The sequence below is a fragment of the Anoxybacillus gonensis genome (genome assembly GCF_001187595.1).
In the GTDB taxonomy this organism is placed as follows: domain Bacteria; phylum Bacillota; class Bacilli; order Bacillales; family Anoxybacillaceae; genus Anoxybacillus; species Anoxybacillus gonensis.
Map to the genome: position 1 here is coordinate 2,419,858 of NZ_CP012152.1, position 23,623 is coordinate 2,443,480.

General features: G+C 42.0%; 29 protein-coding genes and 1 riboswitch. Of the genes, 4 read left to right on the forward strand and 25 right to left on the reverse strand.

The genetic code is table 11. The annotated features are described in order from the left end of the window. Positions 1-13 precede the first annotated feature (13 nt). The 21 genes from AFK25_RS12690 to AFK25_RS12790 form a co-directional block, all read right to left on the reverse strand. Positions 14-832 carry a sulfite exporter TauE/SafE family protein gene (locus AFK25_RS12690; RefSeq protein ID WP_035066303.1) on the reverse strand — a complete coding sequence of 273 codons (819 nt, stop codon included), beginning with the start codon at positions 830-832 and terminating at the stop codon, positions 14-16. Between the two features lie 13 nt (positions 833-845). Next, positions 846-1,694 (reverse strand): DUF72 domain-containing protein, encoded by an 849-nt coding sequence (locus tag AFK25_RS12695; RefSeq protein ID WP_009362257.1) that lies wholly within the window; start codon positions 1,692-1,694, stop codon positions 846-848. 78 nt (positions 1,695-1,772) lie between these two features. Continuing rightward, a complete protein-coding gene (sufB, locus tag AFK25_RS12700; protein ID WP_009362258.1) occupies positions 1,773-3,170 on the reverse strand; it encodes a Fe-S cluster assembly protein SufB in 1,398 nt (465 codons plus the stop codon). Between the two features lie 17 nt (positions 3,171-3,187). Then, positions 3,188-3,634 carry a Fe-S cluster assembly sulfur transfer protein SufU gene (sufU, locus tag AFK25_RS12705; protein WP_009362259.1) on the reverse strand — a complete coding sequence of 149 codons (447 nt, stop codon included), beginning with the start codon at positions 3,632-3,634 and terminating at the stop codon, positions 3,188-3,190. Then, complete coding sequence (locus tag AFK25_RS12710; RefSeq protein ID WP_009362260.1) at positions 3,624-4,844, reverse strand: cysteine desulfurase; 1,221 nt, start codon at positions 4,842-4,844, stop codon at positions 3,624-3,626. Before AFK25_RS12710 ends, sufU begins: the two co-directional genes overlap by 11 nt. Next, entirely contained in the window at positions 4,844-6,148 is a 1,305-nt protein-coding gene (gene sufD, locus AFK25_RS12715; RefSeq protein ID WP_035066300.1) for a Fe-S cluster assembly protein SufD, read from the reverse strand. The genes AFK25_RS12710 and sufD overlap by 1 nt, the downstream gene beginning before the upstream one ends. Before the next feature lie 15 nt (positions 6,149-6,163). Further along, positions 6,164-6,943, reverse strand: coding sequence for a Fe-S cluster assembly ATPase SufC (sufC, locus tag AFK25_RS12720; RefSeq protein WP_009362262.1), 780 nt, complete (start codon positions 6,941-6,943; stop codon positions 6,164-6,166). Positions 6,944-7,120: 177 nt separating this feature from the next. Then, positions 7,121-7,465 (reverse strand): carboxymuconolactone decarboxylase family protein, encoded by a 345-nt coding sequence (locus AFK25_RS12725; RefSeq protein WP_035066298.1) that lies wholly within the window; start codon positions 7,463-7,465, stop codon positions 7,121-7,123. Between the two features lie 72 nt (positions 7,466-7,537). Beyond that, entirely contained in the window at positions 7,538-8,362 is an 825-nt protein-coding gene (locus tag AFK25_RS12730) for a MetQ/NlpA family ABC transporter substrate-binding protein (protein WP_035066295.1), read from the reverse strand. 17 nt (positions 8,363-8,379) lie between these two features. Next, positions 8,380-9,048, reverse strand: a complete 669-nt coding sequence (locus AFK25_RS12735) for a methionine ABC transporter permease (protein ID WP_009362265.1) — start codon at positions 9,046-9,048, stop codon at positions 8,380-8,382. Beyond that, entirely contained in the window at positions 9,038-10,066 is a 1,029-nt protein-coding gene (locus tag AFK25_RS12740) for a methionine ABC transporter ATP-binding protein (protein ID WP_009362266.1), read from the reverse strand. Before AFK25_RS12740 ends, AFK25_RS12735 begins: the two co-directional genes overlap by 11 nt. A gap of 74 nt (positions 10,067-10,140) precedes the next feature. Beyond that, positions 10,141-10,246, reverse strand: a riboswitch (SAM riboswitch). 158 nt (positions 10,247-10,404) lie between these two features. Next, positions 10,405-11,697 carry an O-acetylhomoserine aminocarboxypropyltransferase/cysteine synthase family protein gene (locus tag AFK25_RS12745; RefSeq protein ID WP_009362267.1) on the reverse strand — a complete coding sequence of 431 codons (1,293 nt, stop codon included), beginning with the start codon at positions 11,695-11,697 and terminating at the stop codon, positions 10,405-10,407. Between the two features lie 61 nt (positions 11,698-11,758). Further along, a complete protein-coding gene (locus AFK25_RS12750; RefSeq protein ID WP_009362268.1) occupies positions 11,759-12,058 on the reverse strand; it encodes a KH domain-containing protein in 300 nt (99 codons plus the stop codon). A 129-nt stretch (positions 12,059-12,187) separates the two neighbouring features. Continuing rightward, complete coding sequence (locus AFK25_RS12755; protein ID WP_019417434.1) at positions 12,188-12,457, reverse strand: thioredoxin family protein; 270 nt, start codon at positions 12,455-12,457, stop codon at positions 12,188-12,190. A gap of 8 nt (positions 12,458-12,465) precedes the next feature. Next, complete coding sequence (locus AFK25_RS12760; protein WP_009362270.1) at positions 12,466-12,813, reverse strand: ribonuclease M5; 348 nt, start codon at positions 12,811-12,813, stop codon at positions 12,466-12,468. Between the two features lie 98 nt (positions 12,814-12,911). After that, positions 12,912-13,160 (reverse strand): YusG family protein, encoded by a 249-nt coding sequence (locus AFK25_RS12765; RefSeq protein ID WP_035066291.1) that lies wholly within the window; start codon positions 13,158-13,160, stop codon positions 12,912-12,914. A gap of 33 nt (positions 13,161-13,193) precedes the next feature. Next, on the reverse strand, positions 13,194-13,577 hold the full coding sequence (gene gcvH / locus AFK25_RS12770; protein WP_019417437.1) for a glycine cleavage system protein GcvH: 384 nt from the start codon (positions 13,575-13,577) through the stop codon (positions 13,194-13,196). A gap of 57 nt (positions 13,578-13,634) precedes the next feature. Beyond that, positions 13,635-13,994 (reverse strand): arsenate reductase family protein, encoded by a 360-nt coding sequence (locus AFK25_RS12775; RefSeq protein WP_009362273.1) that lies wholly within the window; start codon positions 13,992-13,994, stop codon positions 13,635-13,637. Positions 13,995-14,067: 73 nt separating this feature from the next. Next, a complete protein-coding gene (locus AFK25_RS12780; RefSeq protein ID WP_019417438.1) occupies positions 14,068-15,849 on the reverse strand; it encodes an acyl-CoA dehydrogenase family protein in 1,782 nt (593 codons plus the stop codon). 15 nt (positions 15,850-15,864) lie between these two features. Continuing rightward, positions 15,865-17,037, reverse strand: a complete 1,173-nt coding sequence (locus AFK25_RS12785; RefSeq protein WP_009362275.1) for an acetyl-CoA C-acetyltransferase — start codon at positions 17,035-17,037, stop codon at positions 15,865-15,867. A 12-nt stretch (positions 17,038-17,049) separates the two neighbouring features. Then, complete coding sequence (locus AFK25_RS12790) at positions 17,050-19,428, reverse strand: 3-hydroxyacyl-CoA dehydrogenase/enoyl-CoA hydratase family protein (protein WP_009362276.1); 2,379 nt, start codon at positions 19,426-19,428, stop codon at positions 17,050-17,052. A 147-nt stretch (positions 19,429-19,575) separates the two neighbouring features. Here AFK25_RS12790 and AFK25_RS14900 point away from each other — a divergent pair, with 147 nt between their 5' ends. Beyond that, positions 19,576-19,722, forward strand: a complete 147-nt coding sequence (locus AFK25_RS14900; protein ID WP_009362277.1) for a YuzL family protein — start codon at positions 19,576-19,578, stop codon at positions 19,720-19,722. 19 nt (positions 19,723-19,741) lie between these two features. Here AFK25_RS14900 and AFK25_RS12795 read toward each other — a convergent pair whose 3' ends face one another. Beyond that, positions 19,742-20,659, reverse strand: coding sequence for a proline dehydrogenase family protein (locus AFK25_RS12795; RefSeq protein WP_009362278.1), 918 nt, complete (start codon positions 20,657-20,659; stop codon positions 19,742-19,744). A 163-nt stretch (positions 20,660-20,822) separates the two neighbouring features. Between AFK25_RS12795 and AFK25_RS12800 the strand changes: the two genes are divergently transcribed. From AFK25_RS12800 to AFK25_RS15150, 3 genes are all read left to right on the forward strand, one after another. Then, the gene (locus tag AFK25_RS12800; protein WP_009362279.1) at positions 20,823-21,074 is read left to right on the forward strand and encodes a hypothetical protein; all 252 of its coding nucleotides are present in this window, start codon (positions 20,823-20,825) and stop codon (positions 21,072-21,074) included. 15 nt (positions 21,075-21,089) lie between these two features. Next, positions 21,090-21,413: a spore coat protein gene (locus tag AFK25_RS12805; RefSeq protein ID WP_009362280.1), complete on the forward strand. Its 324-nt coding sequence runs from the start codon at positions 21,090-21,092 to the stop codon at positions 21,411-21,413. Between the two features lie 110 nt (positions 21,414-21,523). Continuing rightward, positions 21,524-21,697: a hypothetical protein gene (locus AFK25_RS15150; protein ID WP_009362281.1), complete on the forward strand. Its 174-nt coding sequence runs from the start codon at positions 21,524-21,526 to the stop codon at positions 21,695-21,697. Between the two features lie 35 nt (positions 21,698-21,732). Here AFK25_RS15150 and AFK25_RS12810 read toward each other — a convergent pair whose 3' ends face one another. The 3 genes from AFK25_RS12810 to AFK25_RS12820 are packed head-to-tail and all read right to left on the reverse strand — an operon-like array spanning position 21,733 to position 23,613. After that, entirely contained in the window at positions 21,733-22,044 is a 312-nt protein-coding gene (locus AFK25_RS12810) for an antibiotic biosynthesis monooxygenase (RefSeq protein WP_035066288.1), read from the reverse strand. Positions 22,045-22,060: 16 nt separating this feature from the next. Beyond that, the gene (locus AFK25_RS12815; protein WP_035066285.1) at positions 22,061-23,113 is read right to left on the reverse strand and encodes a hypothetical protein; all 1,053 of its coding nucleotides are present in this window, start codon (positions 23,111-23,113) and stop codon (positions 22,061-22,063) included. After that, the gene (locus AFK25_RS12820; RefSeq protein WP_035048594.1) at positions 23,110-23,613 is read right to left on the reverse strand and encodes a HugZ family pyridoxamine 5'-phosphate oxidase; all 504 of its coding nucleotides are present in this window, start codon (positions 23,611-23,613) and stop codon (positions 23,110-23,112) included. Before AFK25_RS12820 ends, AFK25_RS12815 begins: the two co-directional genes overlap by 4 nt. Between the last annotated feature and the right edge of the window lie 10 nt (positions 23,614-23,623).

Genomic DNA, 23,623 nt, shown 5'->3' on the forward strand with positions numbered 1-23,623 from the left:
ACACCTTTCTTTTTTACAATCCAAGTCCTTGCATGATTAAACGAACACCAAGTAAAATAAGTACCATTCTTAATAACGTCACGACCGTTTTTCCTTTTAATCGTCGATTAAGCCACGCCCCACATTTCGCCCCAATCCATACGCCAGGAATAAGCGAAAGAGCAAACGTCCAAGCGACATTCCCCATAAAGACGTGCGTCATTGAACTAACAATAGATGATAAAAAGACGATAAACATCGATGTCGCAACGGCAACGTGAGGAGGAAATAAAAATAATAGCATCATTGCAGGCACCATAAGCGACCCACCACCGATACCAAAAAATCCACCAACAAACCCGACAACAAACGCAATGAGCGTAGCGCTAAACGGATGATACCCGTACGTCACTTCCTCCCCTTCATTCGTGACATATGTACGGACAACAGGAAACGTTCGTTTTTTAGATGGGGGGAAACGCGATTGAAACATAAGCAAAAACGAAACGGCAATGAGAAACAATCCAAAATAAAGCGAAAAATGGTGCATATGTACATGTTGATTCACCCATGCGCCAAGCATCGCCCCTGGTCCACTGCCGATGAAAAAAAACAAACCGCTTTTATAGTCAACCATTTTATGCTTCATATACGTTAAAGTTGATGATAATCCGTTAAAAATAATGACAACAAGCGATGTTCCGACAGCTGCTTGCGGTGAAATGGTCGGCAATATGTGCGCAGCACTTAAAAAAAGAAGCGCGGGAACGATAATCACCCCTCCCCCTAAACCGACAAGGCTACCAATCGTTCCTGCTAAAAGACCGATGATTAAAAGAAATATATATTCCATTTTTGATCCCCCATTATGAAAACAAATCTAATTGTCGCGGTGCCAAATTTGTATACTCAATGCCTAACAACTGCAACAACTGTTTTGCATTATGAGCAGCATCTCCGCCTGAGTTGTTGTTAAATAGTACGTAAATGTGTTTACATTTTGTTTGTAACATACGAATATGTTGTGCCCACTCTTGTAGCTCTTGCTCGTTGTAGCGGTATAAATAACGGACGGCACGCCAATTTTCGTCATCTCTTTTATTCCAGCCTGCGACATTGCGTCCGTGTAGACGAATAAGTGTTTTATTTGGGTCTGTTGGATGAAGAACGGTCGGTACCGATCCTTCCCCCGCTTGCGGTTCATCGCAAATGCTATGAATCCATCGCTCTTCCTCCATAAAACGCAACGTCTTCTCGTAAAACGGAGGGGAAAACCACGATTGATGACGAAATTCAAGCGCTACAGGAATATCTTTCATTCGCTCCCGACACCAACGCAAATAGTGAACATGCTCTTTTTTACAATCGAACCACGGCGGAAATTGAAACAATACCATGGCGAGCTTATTTCCTTGTTGAAACGGCTCAATCGATTGGAGAAATGCAGTAAACATCTCATCTTTGTTTGCATATGGAATGTCGCCCCGTTGATGCCCCGTCATTCCTTGATACGCCTTCACGATAAATTGGAATGACGCAGGCGTTTCCGTCAACCATTTTTCAACGTTTTGGCGCGGTTGAATGGCATAAAAATACGCATCAACCTCAACGGTTGGAAAGTGAGCCGCATACGCTTGTAACTTATCTTTTGACGCAAGACGAGACGGATATAAACTGTCATGGTCGCCCCATCCCGTTAGTCCGACATAAATCATATTCATCACCTACATTCATCTTATCACAACATACAAAAAAAGCCGATGATCTGCATGGCGCAGATCATCAGCTATTTATTATCCAATGCTACCTTCCATTTCGAATTTAATGAGACGGTTCATTTCAACCGCGTATTCCATCGGCAATTCTCTTGTAAACGGCTCGATAAAGCCCATCACGATCATTTCTGTCGCTTCTTGTTCGGAAATGCCGCGGCTCATTAAATAAAATAGTTGTTCTTCCGATACTTTCGATACTTTTGCTTCATGTTCAAGCGAAATATTGTCGTTTAAAATTTCGTTATATGGAATCGTATCGGATGTCGATTGATTATCCATAATGAGCGTATCACACTCAATATTTGAACGGGAACCGTCCGCTTTTCGTCCGAAATGAACGATACCGCGATATGTGACTTTTCCGCCTTGTTTTGAAATGGATTTGGATACGATCGTTGATGACGTATTTGGTGCTAAATGAATCATTTTCGCACCAGCATCTTGATGTTGCCCTTTGCCAGCAATCGCGATCGAAAGGGTCAATCCACGTGCACCTTCTCCTTTTAAAACGACCGCTGGATATTTCATCGTTAATTTCGATCCAATGTTTCCGTCAATCCACTCCATCGTTGCGTTTTCTTCACAAACCGCGCGCTTTGTAACAAGGTTAAAGACGTTGTTCGCCCAGTTTTGAATCGTTGTATAACGGCAATACGCGCCTTTTTTCACGATAATTTCAACGACCGCACTATGAAGCGAGTTTGTCGTATATACAGGCGCCGTACAGCCTTCGACGTAATGAACATGCGCTCCTTCATCGACAATAATTAACGTCCGTTCAAATTGTCCCATATTTTCAGAGTTAATACGGAAATACGCTTGCAACGGCGTATCAACTTTTACACCTTTTGGAACGTAAATGAATGAGCCACCCGACCAAACGGCTGAGTTTAGTGCTGCAAATTTATTATCTGTCGGCGGAACGACTTTTGCCCAATGCTCGCGGAACAAATCTTCATTTTCTTTTAACGCCGAGTCTGTATCTTTAAAAATGACCCCTAATTTCTCGAGATCTTCTTTCATGTTATGGTATACAACTTCCGATTCGTACTGCGCAGATACCCCTGCTAAATATTTTTGCTCTGCCTCTGGAATACCGAGTTTATCGAACGTTGCTTTAATTTCTTCTGGCACTTCATCCCATGAACGTCCAGATTTTTCTGATGGTTTAACGTAATACGTAATTTCATCGAAATCTAAACTCGATAAATCGCCACCCCATTGCGGCATCGGCATGCTGTAAAAAATATCTAACGCTTTTAAACGAAATTCAAGCATCCATTGTGGTTCATTTTTCATTCGCGAAATTTCTTCTACAATTTCGCGCGTTAATCCGCGCTCAGCGCGGAAAACAGATACGTCTTTATCGGCGAAACCGTACTTATATTCACCGATTTCTGGCATTTTTTTCGCCATTCCGTTCGCCTCCTTTTTTATGACTGTCCTTGTTGCCCGTGCAACCCTTTCTCCATCGCTTTCCAAGCTAACGTTGCACATTTAATGCGTGCAGGAAATTTCGATACGCCTTGAAGCGCTTCAATGTCTCCTAAATCGATTGAATCGTCATAATCTTTCCCTTGCATCATGTCGGAAAAAATCGTTGATAACTTCAACGCTTCTTCAATCGTTTTTCCTTTAATCGCCTCTGTCATCATCGATGCAGATGACATCGAAATAGAACAACCTTCTCCTTCAAATTTCGCATCGACAATTTTTCCGTCTTCTACTTTTAACGTTAAATGAATACGGTCGCCACACGTCGGGTTGTTCATGTTTATATCGACGTGTTCCCCTTCTAATACCCCGCGATTTCGCGGGTTTTTATAATGGTCCATAATCACTTGCCGATACAACGTATCTAAATGGCTATTAAAAGACATAGCTGAAATACTCCTTCGTTTTCTTTAATGCTGAAACGAGTGCGTCAATTTCTTCTTCTGTATTGTATAAATAAAAGCTTGCGCGTGCGGTTGCTGTCACATTTAGCCATTTCATAAGTGGCTGCGCACAATGATGACCAGCACGAACAGCAATGCCTTCCGCATCTAAAACCGTTGCTACATCATGCGGATGCACACCATCGATATTGAACGTCACAAGCCCTGCCCGCTCTTTCGGACCGTAAATCGTTAATCCTTCAATCGTCGCGAGCTGTTCAAGCGCATATTGCGCCAAACGATGTTCGTGCTCAGCGATATGATCTAAACCGACTTGCTCAAGAAAATCAATCGCAGCTCCTAAGCCGATCGCTCCAGCGATAATTGGTGTACCACCTTCGAATTTCCACGGAAGCTCTTTCCATGTTGACTCATACAAGCCGACAAAATCAATCATTTCTCCACCGAACTCAACAGGTTCCATTTGCTCAAGTAAACGTTTTTTTCCATATAACACACCGATACCTGTCGGACCGCACATTTTATGGCCTGAAAACGCATAAAAGTCACAATCGATGTCTTGCACGTTTACTTTCATGTGCGGAGTGCTTTGCGCTCCATCAACAACAACAACCGCGCCGTTCTTATGAGCAATTTGGGCAATTTCTTTTACTGGGTTGATTGTACCGAGCACGTTGGATACGTGCATGACAGCTACAATTTTCGTATTCGGTGTCACCGTTTGTTCGACATCTTCTAATCGAATCGTACCATCTGGTTGTAGCGGGATATACTTTAACGTTGCCCCTGTTTGTTTCGCAACTTGCTGCCAAGGGATAATGTTGCTATGGTGTTCCATGTACGTAATAACGATTTCATCGCCTTCACGCACATGAGCTCGACCATAGCTTGCCGCCACTAAGTTAATCGCCGTTGTCGTCCCGCGTGTAAAAATAATTTCTTCCGTCGAGGCAGCACCGATGAAGCGGCGCACTTTGTCGCGCGCCCCTTCGTAGGCATCAGTCGCCTTTGTACCAAGCGTATGCACACCGCGATGAACGTTCGAATTGTATTGGCGATAATAATTGTCAATCGCTTCAATAACCGGTAACGGCTTTTGCGATGTTGCCGCGCTATCTAAATAAACGAGCGGTTTGCCATTGACTTGTTGATCTAAAATCGGGAATAGTTGACGAAGTTCTTTTACGTTCATCACTTAACTTTCCTTTCGATCACTTCAATTAATTGCTTTTTCACACGCTCAATTGGAATTTCATTCACAACAGGTGCTAAAAAGCCGTGAATAATTAATCGCTCTGCTTCCGTTTTCGGAATACCGCGGCTCATTAAGTAATATAATTGCGTTGGGTCCACGCGACCGACCGATGCCGCATGGCCTGCTGTCACGTCATCTTCGTCAATTAATAAAATCGGATTCGCATCTCCTCGTCCTTTTGGACTTAACATAAGCACACGCGATTCTTGTTCCGCATTCGATTTCGATGCCCCGTGCTCAATTTTTCCAATGCCGTTAAAAATCGATGTCGCTTCATCTTTGACAACGCCGTGTTTTAAAATATAGCCTTCTGTATGTTTTCCGTAGTGAATGACGCTTGTCGTAAAGTTTTGCACTTGCTCACCACGGCTCACAACGACTGTCTTCGTGTCGCCGACTGATCCATCACCGATTAAGCGCGTAATGTTTTCTGAAATTGTATTTCCGTCATTCATTAAACCAAGCGCCCATTCGATGCGCGCATGACGCCCTGTCACACCGCGGCGGTTGACATAGACAGTCGTTCCCTTTGCCAAATTGTCTACCGCACCGAAAAACACTTGCGCATCATCTCGCGCAAACACTTCTGTAATGATGTTGACGATCGCTTCCGAACGTTCACATGTTGAAATGTAGTTTTCCACATACATTACTTTACTGCCCACATCTGCAACAATAATGACGTGATTAAACAACGCTTCCGCTTTTTCATGCACGTACACCGCTTGCAACGGCACGTCAATTTGTACATGCTTCGGCACGTATACAAATACCCCGCCGTTGACAAGGGCAGCATGAAGCGCTGTCAGACGATGCTCATTTACTTTCACACCGTCCATAAAATATTTTTGCACAAGATCGCTATGTTCGCGAACAGCTGTCGCTAAATCAGTAAAAATGACGCCTTTTTCTTTCAACTCATCCGCAAGCGATACGTATGCACATGTATGGTCGCGTTGCACATATACGTTTTTTTGTTGTTCATCGATATCAATAAGCACTTTCACTTGCTCTGGCAACTCTTCTAAAGAAGAAAGCGGAGCGCTTTCAACGAGATGAGTAGAAAATTGTGTAAAGTTCCAACGATCGATTTTCGTTTTATCTGGCTTTGGTAAAGGAAGTTGTTCGGCTTGTGCAAGAGCTTGTAAGCGAACGTTTAAAAGCCAGTCCGGTTCTCCACGCCCTTCCGAAAAAGAGCGTACATACTGTTGGTCGAATGGTAGTTTCGTCTCAATCATCATAAATCCTCCTAACGCTTACGCTTCTTGCTCAACGACTTCATCTTCAATGCCTAGCTCTTTTTTAATCCAATCGTATCCTTCAGCTTCAAGGCGTTGTGCTAATTCTGGACCACCTGATTTCACGATCCGTCCTTGCATCATAACATGTACGTAATCTGGCGTAATATAGTTTAATAGGCGCTGATAGTGGGTAATAATTAAACAGCCGAAGTCGCTGCTGCGCATTTCGTTTACACCTTTTGCAACAACTTTTAACGCATCGATGTCAAGACCTGAGTCAATTTCGTCTAAAATTGCAATTTTCGGCTGCAACATCATTAATTGTAAAATTTCATTCCGCTTTTTCTCTCCACCTGAAAATCCTTCATTCAAATAGCGATGCGCCATATCTGGATTCATTTCTAAAAACGCCATTTTTTCATCTAATTGACGAATGAATTTCATTAATGAAATTTCATTTCCTTCTCCGCGACGTGCGTTAATGGCTGAACGAAGGAAGTCAGCGTTTGTCACACCGCTAATTTCGCTCGGATATTGCATCGCTAAAAAAAGACCTGCGCGAGCACGTTCGTCTACTTCCATTTCTAATACGTCTTGCCCATCTAATGTAATGCTTCCTTTTGTCACTTCATATTTTGGATGGCCCATGATTGCCGCAGATAATGTTGATTTTCCCGTTCCGTTCGGTCCCATAATCGCATGGAACTCGCCACCTTTAATTTCAAGGTTGACCCCTTTTAAAATTTCTTTCCCATCAATTGCAACGTGAAGATCTTTAATCGTTAATGTTGCCATAAAAAAATACCTCCAGTTTCGCTTATGTTCATAAAAACGTAATTCTCACTTTATTCTCATTACAATTTTATAACAGATGAAAAGTATTAGCAACCTTATTGCAAGCATTTTGATACTTTTTTGTTTCTAAAGTACATTTTATCACATATGTAAAAAAGGATAGGGAGCCCTATCCTTTTAATGCGTGCGAGTAAATTCATCAATACATTGTCGAACGAGCGTGATTGCTTGGCTCATTGTCGCCCCGCCAGCTAACGCAGCGGCAACCGCACACGCTTCAAATATTTGTTCTTCTGTCGCTCCTTCATCGATACACCCTTTCGTATGATAAATCGTACAATATTCATCTTGTTTCGCGACACTAATCCCTAAGGCAATCAGTTGCTTTTCTTTTTTCGACAACGTCCCTTCCTCAAAACACGCCTCTGTAAACGCCTGAAACGTTTGCCCGACTTTCGTCATTTGTTGTGTAAACGTTCCTAATCCTTTTTTATATTCGTGTAAAAATTGTTCCATCGACATACACACTCCTCCTTCCTTTTTAGCATGTGTCGTTTCCGGAAAAATATAAAAAGGATGCCCGAATGGACATCCTTATTTTGTCGCTGGAATGACAGCACCGTTATACTTTTCTAAAATGAAGTCTTGAATTTCTTTTGATTGCAACACTTCAACGAGCGTTTGAATTTCTTTACGTGTTTCGTCACCTTTACGAACTGCAATAATGTTAACATATGGGTTGTTTTCTGGCGACTCTACCGCAATTGGATCTTTCGCTGGATCTAAGCCAGCATCTAACGCATAGTTGGCATTAATTAATACCGCGTCTCCTTCATTGTTTTTATAAACCTGTGGAAGTAAACCTGCTTCGACATCTGCTTCAAACACTAAGTTTTTCGGATTTTCAACGATATCATCAACTGTTGCTTTCGTTTTATCAACACCATCTTTTAATTTAATTAAACCTTTTTCTTCAAGCATCGATAAAATGCGACCGTGGTCTGCAACAGAGTTGCTCATAATAATTTTTGCCCCGTTTGGTAGTTCTTCAAGGCTTTTATATTTTTTAGAGTATACGCCAATTGGTTCAATATGAATACCGCCAGCATTCACAAAATCATAACCATGTTCTTTCATTTGTGCTTCTAAGTAAGGAATGTGTTGGAAATAGTTTGCATCTAACTCTTTATCAGCTAACGCTTTATTTGGTAACACGTAGTCTTGGAACGTCACGATTTCCAATTCAATCCCTTTTTCTTTTAAAATCGGTTTTGCTTGCTCTAAAATTTCCGCATGTGGCACGTTTGATGCACCAACGACAAGCTTATTTGTTTTTTCTTCCGCACTTTCGCTTTTTCCGCAAGCAGCAAGCGCTAAAATAACAACTGCAGCAACAAGTAAAGAGAGCCATTTTTTCATTTGTTTCTTCCTCCTTTTTATCGTTTATCTATTTTAGAAGTGACAAAGTCACCAATAAACTGAATAATAAAGACAATGACTAAAATGAGCACAGTTGCAACAAATGTCACATCGTTATTGTTGCGTTGGAATCCTTCTAAATACGCTAAATTTCCAAGCCCTCCAGCACCAACAACTCCTGCCATCGCTGTATATCCAACGAGCGCAATCGCTGTAACTGTAATTCCAGATACGAGTGCAGGAAGCGCTTCTGGGAGGAGCACTTTCCAAATAATTGTCGATGTCGTCGCCCCCATCGCTTTTGCTGCTTCAATGACACCTTTATCAATTTCACGAAGCGCAATTTCTACCATGCGCGCATAAAACGGCGCGGCACCGATGATGAGTGCTGGTAACGCAGCGTTTGCTCCAAGAATTGTACCAACAACAAGTTTGGTAAACGGAATAAGCAAAATAATTAAAATAATAAACGGAATCGAGCGGAAAATGTTGACGAACGACGCAATGGCACCGTTAACGAGACGATTTTCCCATATGTTTCCCTTAGACGTTAAAAACAGCAATAAACCAAGTAAAATGCCAAGCACAAATGTTGCTATAACAGAAATAGCTGTCATATACAATGTTTCCATCGTCGCCGCCCATATTTTATCCCAAACGACGTTCGGAAATAGTTCATTCCACATTCGCCAACACCTCCACTTCAACTTCTTGCTGGCGAATAAAAGCGAGCGCTCGCTCAATTTCTTCATTCGCACCGTCTAAATGAATGAATAGCACCCCATATGAACCGTGATGCGTTTGCGAAATTTTCCCTTGCAAAATATTCACATTTAGATCAAATTGACGAATAAGCTGTGTAATGAGCGGTTGCTCAGCCGCTTCGCCGACGAATGTAAGCTGGACAACTTGGCCGTTCGGATATCGTTCAAGAAGATGCAACATGGCTTCTTTCGTTTCCTCCGGCTCCGTCACTTGTTGGACGAATCGTTTCGTAATCGGTTGCTCTGGCTTACGGAATACATGAAGCACTTCGCCCATTTCAACAATTTTTCCGTTTTCCATGACCGCTACGCGATCGCAAATTTTACGAATAACATGCATTTCGTGTGTAATTAACACGATCGTTAAACCGAGACGTTTATTAATATCGACGAGCAAATCTAAAATGGAGTCCGTCGTTTGTGGGTCAAGCGCTGATGTCGCTTCATCACATAACAACACTTTCGGGTTGTTCGCTAACGCACGCGCAATGCCGACGCGCTGTTTTTGCCCTCCGCTCAATTGCGACGGGTATGCATTTTCTCTTCCTTGCAAGCCGACGAGTTGAATAAGCTCATCGACGCGCTTCATCCGTTCCTCTTTCGGAACACCAGCAATTTCTAACGGGAAAGCAATATTTTCACGTACAGTCCGCGACCAAAGTAAGTTAAAATGTTGGAAAATCATCCCGATTTGCTGACGCGCTTGTCGTAATTGTTTCCCACTAATTTTCCCCATATCTTTTCCATCAACAATCACTTCACCGCTTGTCGGCTTTTCTAGTCCATTTAACAATCGGATGAGCGAACTTTTCCCCGCTCCGCTATAACCGATGATGCCGAAAATTTCTCCTTCTGCAATATGCAAGTTTACATGATCGACCGCAGTCACATTTCCGCTTGCCGCTCTGTATACTTTCGTTACGTTTGATAAAGTAATCACGTCGCTGTCACCTTCCTTCCATGAAAAAAGCCTTTCTGCTCAAGAGAACAGAAAGGCGTTATCATCCATTCTGTCTCTTATCTCTCAAAGCAAACGCTTTGTGTGAATTGGCACCATTTCAGCAGCGCTGACGGTTGCCGGGTTTCATCGGGCACATCCCTCCACCTCTCTTGATAAGAGCGCTTTTAAACGCTTTATTCAGTTAACGTTTTAATGTATTCAAGAATGATGTTGAACTACGAATGTGAGTATATCATCGAAAGAAGGACGATGTCAACGAAAAATAATAAAAAATTTTTTGATATAGATAAACGTGCTAGCTATATACAGCTAACACGCTACACTTCCGAATACATCGACCGTACACCTGTTGCCGCTTCGATCGCTTGTTCTAAGTCTTCGATTAAATCATCCACATTTTCAATACCAACAGATAAACGAATCATATCTTCTGTTACACCAGATGCTTTCAAATCTTCTGCGCTTAGTTGTTGATGCGTTGTGCTTGCCGGATGAATAATTAAACTTTTTGCATCTCCAACGTTTGCCACATGTGACCAAAGCTTCACATTGTTAATAAGCGCAGCTCCTGCTTCCCTTCCACCTTGAATGCCAAAAACGACGACTGCTCCTGCCCCTTTCGGCATATATTTTTTCGCTAGCTCTTTCGCTGGATGGTTGTCATGTTCAGGATACAACACCCAACGAACAGCTGGATGACTATCTAAATATGCAACAATTTTTCTTGTGTTTTCAATATGTTCTTTCATGCGCACGTGCAACGTTTCAAGCCCCAAATTAAATTGAAAGGCGTTGAATGGGCTAATCGCTGGTCCTAAATCGCGCAACAACTGCACACGTGCTTTCACAATATACGCTGCCGCTCCGATGTCTGCATAGATAAGGTTATGATAGCTCGGATCTGGTGTCGTAAACGCTGGAAACTTTGGCGAGTTCCAGTCAAACTTCCCACCATCGACAATGATGCCCCCTAGCGTCGTCCCGTTGCCAAGCAACCATTTCGTCGCAGAATGAACAACAATGTCTGCTCCATGCTCAATCGGACGGCAAAGATACGGCGTCGCAAACGTATTATCGATAATGAGTGGGACACCTGCTTCATGAGCAATGTTTGCAACTGCTTCAATATCTAACACATGCAAACTCGGATTGCCGACTGTCTCCGCAAAAATAGCTTTCGTTTTCGGTGTAATCGCAGCACGGAAATTTTCTGGATCAGCTGGATCAACAAAATGAGTCGTAATGCCGTATTTCGGTAACGTATTTGCAAACAAATTGTACGTCCCTCCATACAGCGTAGAAGCAGACACAATATCATCCCCGGCTTGAGCGACGTTTAAAATGGCCATCGTAATCGCCGCCATGCCGCTCGCCACTGCTAAAGCCCCTATCCCACCTTCAAGCTTTGCTACTCGTTCTTCAAATACGGTCACTGTTGGATTATGAATGCGCGTATAAATGTATCCTGCTTCTTTTAATGCAAATAAGTTTGCCGCATGCTCTGTGCTGTCAAACAAATATGCATTTGACTGATAAATCGGTACCGCACGCGCTTTCGTTACAGGATCAGTTTGTAGTCCTCCATGCACAGCAATCGTTTCGAATTTCATCATTTCTCCCCCTGACCGAATAATTGAATATTTTGAATTTTAACACGACAAACAACGCTCGTCAACGAACAAGATCGTACGGTTTACCGAGAAAGAAAACCGATTCTAATAATAAAATGTGGCGAAACGATGCTGTGACGGACAATTCGTTTAATCGAAGTTGTTGCTGGAGCTTTAAAGACCCTTGCAATAGCGACATAATTGCCTGTGCCGAACCACGAATCGTTATGACTCGATCCCCATTCGCTTTTTCAACACGTTGAATTCCTTCTTTTGATATGCTCAAAAATACTTGTCCACCTTCCCATTGCAATTCAATATATAATCCGTCATTTGGTAAAATTGGTTTTAATATATTCATACAACCGCCCCCGTCCCATATATTGTCGTATTCATTGTTTCCATACGAGGACGGTGAGTTCCTTCTATAACTGCTCGACAAATGTCTTCCTTCCTCGTCAATTTCCCAAGAAATATGTCGAAAGCTGGCTTATTCAGCCAGCTTTCGCAACGTTTCATATACATGTGGAACAGAATGAAAGGCGTATATTTTTTTTACGAGTTCGCCGCGCTTAAAAATAAGTAAACAAGGAACGCTTTCAATATGCCATTCGATCGCTTTGTCAGGCACATAATTTAAGTCTTGACGCTCAAATGTGATATTTGGCAATAACTGTTCAAGCACGTCAACCATACGACTTGCCACTTGACACGTGCCACATAATGGCGTGTACATATAAACGACCTTCACAACCATCACACAACTTTCTACAAATATTGTGCGTGTACATCGATATTTGCACTTAATAATACGACCGCAATATGATGTTTCGGAGCAGCTGCAACTTCACGATACATTTTATCAATATATAAGTGCTCAGCTTGCGGAAACTCACGTCGAAGTTGGCGACGCAATTTTTCTCCCGCCTCATCCGAGTCAACTAAAATGTACACATCTTTATCGTACAAAGCATCAATCAATTCATCAAGTTTGGCAGTACCGAGCGTCCCGTTTGTACATATAATTTCTACTGGCTCACTAATAATGCTTTCGATCTTTCTTTTATCTGACCGCCCCTCGACAATAATTACTTTTTCCACCTCAATGATCCCCATCGTCATCACCTTGCACATGCATTTATGTATATTATATTCGTTATGTTGCACTTTTTCTCCTTTTATGAAATCGAAAAGGGCAGCGATGTCGCTGCCCTTTAACACCAACCACCTTCTGTGTCGCAATCCACATATTTTGCATCTGGATGTTCAGTAACCGTTACAGTTTTCAAAATGCGTCCTTGTTGTTCTTCATATCCGCTTTTCAGCTTGAACTCGTTCGTTTCCTGAACAAATTCTCCAACACATTCGTCGTCATAAAACAGCTGAAAGTTACCGTTTTCATTAAATTTCCCAACAACATCTTTTGTAATATCGATTGTTTTTTGTTTCAACAAAAAAGACACCCCTGTGTTGTAGGGTGCCCTGCGATTTGTTTTTTAGTCTTGGTTAATCATTTGTTCGTATTGTTCAGCAGTTAGTAAGTTGTCCACTTCGCTCATATCGCTCGGCTCGATGACGATCATCCATGCTTTGTCATACGGTGATTCGTTCACGTACTCTGGGTTGTCGTTTAACTCTTCATTCACAGCTACTACTTTGCCGCTGATCGGTGCATATAGTTCAGATACTGTTTTTACTGATTCAACGCTACCAAATGGCTCGTTTGCTGTGAGTTGTGCGCCGACTTCTGGCAATTCAACGAATACGATGTCGCCGAGTTCCGATTGGGCAAAATCTGTAATCCCAATGCGAACCGTATTCCCTTCGACACGCACCCATTCATGTTCTTGTGAATAACGTAGCTCTTTTGGAATGCTCATCGTTGTCCCTCCAACACATTGTTTTCCTTTTCATCATACACGATTTTCGACACGATTTCACGACAATTTAAACATTTCATGATATTTTTGTTCGTCAAATCCGACAATAACTTGCTCTCCATTTGTGATGATTGGACGCTTAATTAACATGCCGTCCGATGACAATAATTGTAACATTTCTTCTTCTGTCATCGTCTTTAATTTGTCTTTTAATCCGAGCTCCCGATACTTCATGCCACTCGTATTAAAAAATTTTTTCAAATCTAGTCCACTTTTTTCATATAACGTCCGCAACTGCTCTTTTGATGGAGGCTGTTCTACAATATGTACAGCTTGTACGGAAACGTTGTTATCATCTAACCATTTTTTCGCCTTGCGACATGTGCCGCATTTTGGATACCAATAAAATGTCGTCATTTTCTCACCTCATCATCCTTATGTACAACAAAAAAAGCGAAAGTACCAGACGACGTGTCTGGTACTTCCATTATTACACAACATATCGCTCTGCTTCAATTAACGCTGCTGCTGCTTCGCGTTTTTTCGCAATCACATTCATTGGCGTATGGCGCGTTAATTTCCGCAATGCAGACAACATCATGCGCAACATGTCCCCATGTTCTACAGCAACAATCGTTTCTTTCGCATGTGCTTCAATTTCGTTAAATGCTTCTTGGCAGAAAATTTGTGTATACAATACTTTTTGTTTATTTTTCTCCACTCCAGATTGGGCAATCGCTTTTTCCGTACGCAATAGCGCTGATTCCATCGCATACACGTTGCTGACAATATCCGCAATATTTACAAGCACTTCTTGTTCTTTTTCAAGTTTCGGACCGAATTTTTGAGCTGCTAATCCGGCAACCATTAAAGCAATTTTTTTCGCGTTGCGAACGAGATATTTTTCTTGTTCAAGCACGCCATCGCCAACTTCTTCAGGCATAAGCATCATTAACTCTTCTTGCAGCTGTTGCGCTTTTTGTAAAAGTGGCAATTCACCTTTCATCGCCTTCCGCAAATACATGCCTGGCACAAGGAGGCGGTTAATTTCGTTCGTTCCTTCGAAAATACGATTAATGCGCGAATCGCGATACATGCGCTCAATTTCGTATTCTTGCATGAAACCATACCCACCGTGAATTTGTACCCCTTCATCTACGATGTAATCGAGCATTTCTGTCGCAAACACTTTATTTAATGAACATTCAATCGCATATTCAGCGATCGCTTTTGCCGTTTCTTTTCCGTCTTTTGCTTGTTCATCTGTTAATTGTCCCATGCGCGCTTCAAACAAACCGACCGTGCGATAAACGGAGCTTTCAGCCGCATACAATTTAGATGCCATCGTTGCTAATTTTTCTTGTGTTAACGAAAACTTTGAAATTGCCGTTTTAAATTGTTGACGTTGATTTGCATATTGAATCGTCACTTCAAGCGCACGTTTTGCTCCACCGACAGCACCAACCCCAAGTTTATAACGGCCGATATTTAAAATGTTAAATGCAATGACGTGACCTTTTCCAATTTCACCAAGTACATTTTCTTTCGGAACGAGCGCATCTTGTAAAATTAACGTGCGCGTCGATGAGCTTTTAATGCCCATTTTCTTTTCTTCCGCCCCTGTCGATACGCCTGGGAAGTCGCGCTCAACAATAAATGCTGTAAAATGTTCACCGTCTACTTTTGCATATACAACAAACACATCAGCAAATCCAGCGTTTGTAATCCATTGCTTTTCTCCATTTAAAATGTAATGCGTACCTTCCGCATTTAATTTCGCAGTCGTTTTTGCACCGAGTGCATCCGAACCAGAACCTGGCTCAGTTAACGCATACGCAGCAATTTTTTCGCCTGTCGCAAGCGCTGGTAAATATTTTTGTTTTTGCTCTTCTGTTCCGAACAAAACAATTGGAAGCGAACCGATTCCGACGTGCGCACCGTGTGAAATCGAGAAACCACCAGCGCGCGCCATTTTTTCCGCAATTAATGCAGAGCTAATTTTATCTAAGCTCAAGCCACCGTATTCTTCTGGCACGTCTGCGCCAAGTAATCCGAGTTCGCCTGCTTGTTTTAAAAGAGCAACTGAACGATCAAACTCATGATTTTCTAAATGCTCAAGTTGTGGCAACACTTCATTAACGACAAATTCTTCTGTCGTTTTCGCAATCATTTTTTGCTCATCTGTAAAATCTTCCGGTGTAAACACTTGAGTTGGCGATATATCTTCAATTAAAAAGCTACCACCTTGCGCGATTTGTAATGCCTTTTCCATTCTTTATTCCCCCTCTTATAATAATTCAAATACACCCGCAGCACCCATACCGCCGCCAATACACATTGTGACAATACCAAATTGCTCATTGCGACGACGCATTTCATGTAAAAGCGTCAACGTTAACTTCGCTCCTGTGCAACCGAGCGGATGACCGAGAGCAATCGCTCCTCCGTTCACGTTCACCTTTTCTTCATCTAATCCGAGTTCACGAATGACTTGAATCGCTTGCGATGCGAACGCTTCATTTAATTCAATTAAACCGATATCAGAAAGCTCAAGTCCCGCAAGCTCAAGTGCTTTTGGAATCGCTGCAATCGGACCGATGCCCATCACTTCTGGTGGAACACCTGCCACTGCAAACGAACGGAACTTACCAAGTGGTTGTAAACCGAGCGCTTTCGCTTTTTCGTGATCCATGACCATCACCGCAGCTGCTCCGTCACTCGTTTGTGAAGCGTTTCCAGCTGTTACTGTTCCGTTTACCGAAAACGCAGGACGCAACTTCGCAAGCGTCTCCATATTTGTGTCTGGGCGAACCCCTTCATCTTGACTGAACGTCACCTTTTTTTCTACTAATTTATTATTTTCAATATGACGGACAGTCACATCAACTGGTACAATTTCATCGACAAATTTTCCTTCTGCAATCGCTTTTGCTGCTCTTTGATGGCTACGAACCGCGAATGCATCTTGTTCTTCCCGCGTCACACCGTACTTCATCGCCACTTGCTCAGCCGTATGCCCCATCGACATGTAGTACTCTGGCGCACTTTCTGCGAGCTTCACGTTCGGACGTACGACATGCCCCATCATCGGCACCATGCTCATCGACTCCACGCCGCCAGCAATAATTGTATCCGCGTGTCCAAGCATAATTTTTTCAGCCGCATAAGCAATGGCTTGTAGTCCTGATGAACAATAACGGTTAATCGTGATCGCTGGCACCGTGTATGGCAAACCAGCAAGCGCACCAATGTTGCGCGCCATATTTAGTCCTTGTTCCGCTTCTGGCATGGCACATCCGATAATCAGATCATCAATATTTCCTTCGTAGTTCCCTGCTCGTTTCAACGTTTCTTTGACAACGATCGCCCCTAAATCATCTGGTCGGACGTTAGCTAACGTCCCTTTTTTCGCTTTGCCGACAGGCGTACGCGCTCCGGCAACGATGACCGCTTCTTTCACGTCAATCCCCCCTTAGTTTCTTAACGGTTTTCCTTTCACAAGCATATGTTGCATGCGCGCTTGTGTTTTCGGCTCGCCGACAAGGCTTAAAAATGCTTCCCGCTCTAAATCAAGCAAATATTGTTCGTCCACTTCTGTTCCGTACGGTACGCTTCCACCAGCAATGACGTAAGCAAGTTTTTTCGCGATTTTTAAATCATGCTCCGAAATGTAACCGGAATGATACATTCCTTGCGCACCGAGCAACAACGTCGCATAGCCTGTTTCTCCGACAACCGGAATTTTTTTACGCACCGGTGGCTTGTATCCGCTCTCATATAACGCTAACACCGCTTGTTTTGCGTCATGAATGAGATGATCGCCATTGATTGAAATGCCATCTTGCCCGTTTAAGAAATTCAATTCACGCGCTTCCGCGGCAGACGTTGATACTTTCGCCATCGCAATTGTTTCAAACACTTTATTTGCAACTTTTTGTAGATCAAATTCCACACCGTTCGGCATGCCGCTCAAATGTTTAATATACAGCTCTTTATTTCCACCGCCACCAGGAATGAGACCAACGCCGACTTCGACAAGTCCCATATACGTTTCGGCCGATGCTTGAATGCGTGAAGCTGGCAAGCAAATTTCCGTTCCACCGCCAAGCGTCATCGCAAATGGGGCAACGACAACCGGTTTTGCGCTATATTTAATATTCATCATCGCTTGTTGGAATTGACGAACGACCATTTCGATTTCAAAATAGTTGTCATCTTGCGCTTCCATTAAAATCATCGCAAGGTTCGCACCGACGCAGAAATTTTTCCCTTGGTTTCCGATGACAAGTCCTTTATAGTTGCGGTCAACTTCTTCTAACGCATAGTTAATCATTTGAACAATATCAAAACCGATCGCATTGTTTGGTGAATGAAACTCAAGTAACGCCACATCGTCACCGAGGTCGATCAAGCTTGCACCACTATTTTTCTTAATCACCCCTTTTTGTTCTTTTAAGCGTTGAATATGGATGACTTTTTCGTTTTCTTCAACCGGTTTGTATTGCCCACGATCGTAGTACGATACTCGGCCATGTTCGTGTTTATAAAACGTTTCATGCCCGTTTTCCAACATCTGTTCTACCCATGATGGAACTTGGCGACCTTCCGCTTTCATTTTTTCAACAGACTGCTTCACACCGATCGCATCCCACGTTTCGAAAGGACCGAGCTCCCAGCCAAAACCCCATTTCATCGCACGGTCAATCGCTACGATGTCATCTGCGATTTCTCCAAGCAGCTCAGCCGAATATAATAACGTTGGACTTAAAATGTTCCAAAGCAATTGCCCTGCCCGATCGTTCGCATATACAAGCGCTTTCAATTTATTCGCTGTTCCTTTTGCTTGTTTGCTCATTTCAACAGACGGTGCCTTTAATTTCTTCGTCGGTTCATACTCAAGCGTTTCGTAATTTAATTCAAAAATGTCTTTTCCTTTCTTATAGAAAAATCCTTGACCAGATTTACTGCCGAGCCATCCTTTTTCAACCATTGTTTTCATAAAAGATGGAACAGTAAATACTTCTTTTTCTTCACCTTCTACTTTTTCAAACACATTGTTCGCCACATGAATAAACGTATCTAATCCAACGACATCAAGCGTGCGGAACGTGGCGCTTTTTGGGCGGCCAATTAAAGGACCTGTCACAGAATCGACTTCGCCTACGCTATAGCCACCTTTCATCATTTCGCGCACGGTTACAAGCAAGCCGTACGTTCCGATACGATTAGCAATAAAGTTTGGCGTATCTTTCGCAAGAACGACTCCTTTTCCGAGCACGTTCTCACCAAATTGTTTCATAAACGCAACAACGGATGGATCGGTATGTTTTGTCGGAATGACTTCTAGCAATTTTAAATAACGTGGCGGATTAAAGAAGTGCGTGCCTAAAAAGTGCTTTTTAAAATCATCCGAGCGTCCTTCCGCCATTGCTTCAATGGAAATGCCAGATGTGTTCGAGCTAACGATACTTCCTTGTTTTCTTACTTCATCCACTTTTTCAAACACACTTTTTTTCACATCAAGCCGCTCAACAACGACTTCAATAATCCAGTCACATTCTGCTAAGCGGCGAAAATCGTCTTCAAAGTTACCGACTTCAATAAGCGCTACATTTTCTTTCGACATGAGCGGAGCTGGCTTTTGTTTCAACAAACGTTCAACCGCTTGATTGACAATGCGATTGCGTACTTGTTTATGCTCAAGCGTCCACCCTTTCGCTTGTTCTTCCGCTGTCAACTCTTTCGGTACGATATCTAACAACAATGTCGGAATGCCGACGTTCGCTAAATGCGCCGCAATCCCCGATCCCATGACACCGGAACCGAGAACAGCTGCTTTTTTAATTCGCATTCTCCTTCCCCCTTATCCCAATTGAATGAATGGTCATTCATTTTTCCTTTATCTTAAATATAAATTATATTTTAAATTTTCGCAACAAATAAATGTAGCGAATTTTGTCAACGATTTAGGACATGATACGAGAGGAGGTGAATAACGATGAAAATGAAAAAACACCCATCGAAAGCAGGGGTAAGTGCTGCAAGCGTAAAAGGAAATGCAGGACCAACGGTAGAACGTGATGGTGGCGGAAAAAAGACGAGCCAAAATCAACAATATGGAAAAGAAAATATGGGGAATGAATAAAGGTGGGATGCGCCCACCTTTATTTCTTTAATATACCTTTTAACACAAATGCCACATTGGCTGGGCGTTCCGCTAAACGACGCATAAAGTAGCCATACCAATCGGTTCCGTATGGAACGTAGACGCGCATCGTATATCCTTCGCGCACTAATTGTTCTTGGCGCTCCGGGCGAATGCCGTATAACATTTGAAATTCAAATTGATCATTTGGAATGTTATGTTCTTTCACAAGCTGTTTCGTGTATTCGATAATCGCATCATCGTGTGTGGCAACAGCTGTGTAGTTGCCATTTAATAAATGCATTTTAATAATCTTTTTAAAGTTTTCATCTACATCTTTTTTATCTGGAAAAGCTACTTCTGGTGACTCTTTATACGCCCCTTTCACAAGGCGCAAGTTTGGATGATACGCATTTAAATCTTCAATATCTTTTTCTGTGCGATACAAATATGCTTGCAATACCGTTCCGACATTGTCATACTCTTTTTTCAACTGCTTAAAAATATCGATCGTTTTTTGGCAACGAGAATAGTCTTCCATATCAATTGTCACAAATACCCCGTGGGCTTTTGCTTCATCTAAAATGCGACGCATATTTTTCATCACAAGCTCATCGGAAATGTCCAATCCCATCGATGTCATTTTTAGCGATAGTTGTGAATTTAATTTATTTTCACCAATCGCACGAATTGCCTCAATCGAATGGTTCGCCATTTCATTTGCTTCTTGTTCATTATCAACAAATTCCCCTAAGTAGTCGATGGTGACCGCTAGTCCTTTACGATTGAGTTCTTTAATCACGTCTACTGCACGTTCAATCGTTTCCCCCGCTACAAAACGCGACGCACCGAAACGAAGACCGTACCGCTTCGCCAATTTTGTTAACGTTTTGTTTTTTGACAAAAATAAGAAAAAGTCGCGCATCAATTGTTCCATTGTTGTTTACCCCCTTTGCAAGCGCATCCACCCGTATTGTAACACGTTTTCAATCACTTGAATATGTTTTTGTCGAATAGTCATATTTTTTGTCTACACACGTATAACTATACGGCACGTGGGCAATATACAGTCGAACATGATTTTACATGGAGGGATGATCATGCAACAACAAATGAATACACAACAACATGCGATGATGGCTCAACCACCTGAAATGATTTCAACAAAAGACGCCCTTTATTTGACAGATGCCTTATCATGGAATTTACTTGCGATGAAAAAAGCTCATTTTTTTGCTTCTCAATGCCAAGATCAAGAAATTAAACAGGCGATTGAGCGTGTCGGACAGATGCATCAACGCCATTATCAACAACTGTTACATCAATTACAGCCATCAGCACACATGCAATAAGGAGGACATGACGACATGAAAGTGCAAAATACTGAAACACAAATTCCGAAAACACCCCAAATGAACGATCGCGATTTTATTAATGATATGTTATCAACTGAAAAATATATGACGGATAGTTATTGTACATTTTTAAACGAAGCAAGCCATCAACATTTGTATGATGAAATTTTGCATATGTTCACCGAAACACAAAATTGCCAACGTGAATTGTACAACTTAATGTTTAAAAAAGGTTGGTATGCGCTTGAACAAGCAGATCAACAAAAATTACAACAATCATATCAACAATTTCAAGGATACGCGAGCCAATTCCCATACAACAATATGATGCAATAACAAAAGACCGGCTGCTTATGCAGTCGGTTTTTATTATACGCCCAACCATTGGACAAATGCCCTGCATACATTATCAATGTAATGAAGAATGTATAGGGAGGGAATGCTCAATGTATGGTCGCAGACCGTTTTTCGGCTTTTTTGGTGCACCGTTTTTCGGGGGCTTTTTAGGTGGATTGCTTGGCAGTGCATTAACACCTTATCCGTTTTATCCACCACGCCCATATTACTACCCACCACGTCCATATCCGTTTTACCCATATGGCGGCGGATGGTACTATTAAACAAAGCTAAGGAGCACTAGCTCCCTAGCTTTTTTCTATGCTTGAAAAGAAAGGGCAACTTCATATGAAAACATTTGGTTTCCAAGCACATAGTCAGGACGATCTTTTGCTTTTTGCTCATGCGCTTTACGAAATGCCTCACTTTGCGTCCAAGCTTCAAACGATTTTTTGTTCTCCCACGTAGTGCATACACGTACCTCATCATAATCTTCAAGCCCTTGTGTCACATGCAATTCTAAACGAATAAACCCAGGTGATTGTTCGATCCCTTTTCTTTCTTTAAATCGCTCAACAAGTTGTGAAGCATATCCTTTTTTTACACGAATCGCATTTGTAACAACGTACATGTATCATCTCTCCCTTTTATTTGTTTAAAACCGCGAAAGGATCAGCAGTTACTTTTTTCCCTGCATACTCAACTGCATATACAACAGACTGCTCTTCATCTTTTTCCGAGATCGTTGGAACTACAATCGTAGCTACTGTTCGGTCTTCACTTAGCGTAATCGTTGCCGGTTGGACAACTTGCTCCTCCCCTTTATTAATCGCGACCGTTATTTTCATATTTGCTGCGCTTAATGAAGAAACAGGGATATCAAAATATAACGTAAGCGCACCGTTCGTTGCTTCTACATAATCTAGCTCGGCTACAGGAGGTGTAATTAAATCGTTATACACTTCGGATAAGTTGTGATATTCATTTGTCAAATCTGCCCGAAACGTATCCGATAGGTTTGATAATAATGCATTGACTGCATCAAGCACTTTTTTCGCTTCAGCGAACTTCCCATCTTCGAGGTATTCATTCGCTTTTAATAGTTGCTCATACACTTTCACATCATTTGCATATTTATCATAGAGCGCCTTACTTTTCGAAAATTCTCCTAAAAGTAGTTTTCGAACATTCGCTTCGGATACACTGTTATATACACGAAGTTGACGATTTTGCACGTATACTTGCAACTGTTTATGCGCTACTTGCAACGCATCCATATCTTCATCAACAATTGCTTGCTCCAAAGCCGTTCTCATCTTTTTAGATCCTTCAAATACAACAGAAGCATTCAAATACGGAATGACTCGTTTAGCCATATACGTTTTATATACACCATCTAAGTCGCTAACATATTTCTTTTTCTCTTTCCCAGCAGACTTTTGAATAGCTTGTTTCGCTTGTACATATAACTGATGGGCCTTTTTATACTCAGCTAAAACGGTCGCATGTGGCGGGATGCTCCCTGTTTTTTGAACATACGCTGTATACGTTGTATGGGCTTTTTTCATTTGGGCCTTCGCTTCATTGACGATGGTAGCCACATTCGTTTTCGCTTCTGAAATAATTGGTTGAAAAGAAAGAAGCAAACTGAACAAGATAAAACCGATGACCGTCATATTTATAAATTTTTTCGTACTCATTGCCCCTCAAGTCTCCCTTCCTCATTTTTATTAACAATTACATGCGTAAATCGTTCACCGTTTAAATCGACATCAAACGCTTGCCCAAAACCTACAACGTAACGTCCCTCCATCGGGGTAAGTTGAAAAAGCGAAAAATCAATACTTCGCAATAAACGAATCATCGGTTTGCCGTGAATGTCCTCAAACTTAGCAAAAATATGATCATTTCCGTTGTTGCCAATGTGCGTTCGTTTGCATGTAAATCGAACGCGCTCTCGTGCAAACAAATTGGTTGATGTTGCTTCATCGGCAATCAACAATACCGAAACTCGCTCATTACGTTCAATATATTGAAAATGTTCAGCCGTTCGGCTAATAAAAATGTAAAAATGACTTTCGTCTATCACAAAGGGGGCATAACTAATAAACGGCTCACCACGTTCATCTATTGTACTGATCATCATGGTTTTACATTGTTTCACAAACTGCACATAGCGCTCTCTTTTTTTCTCTTCCAATGTTTTCTCA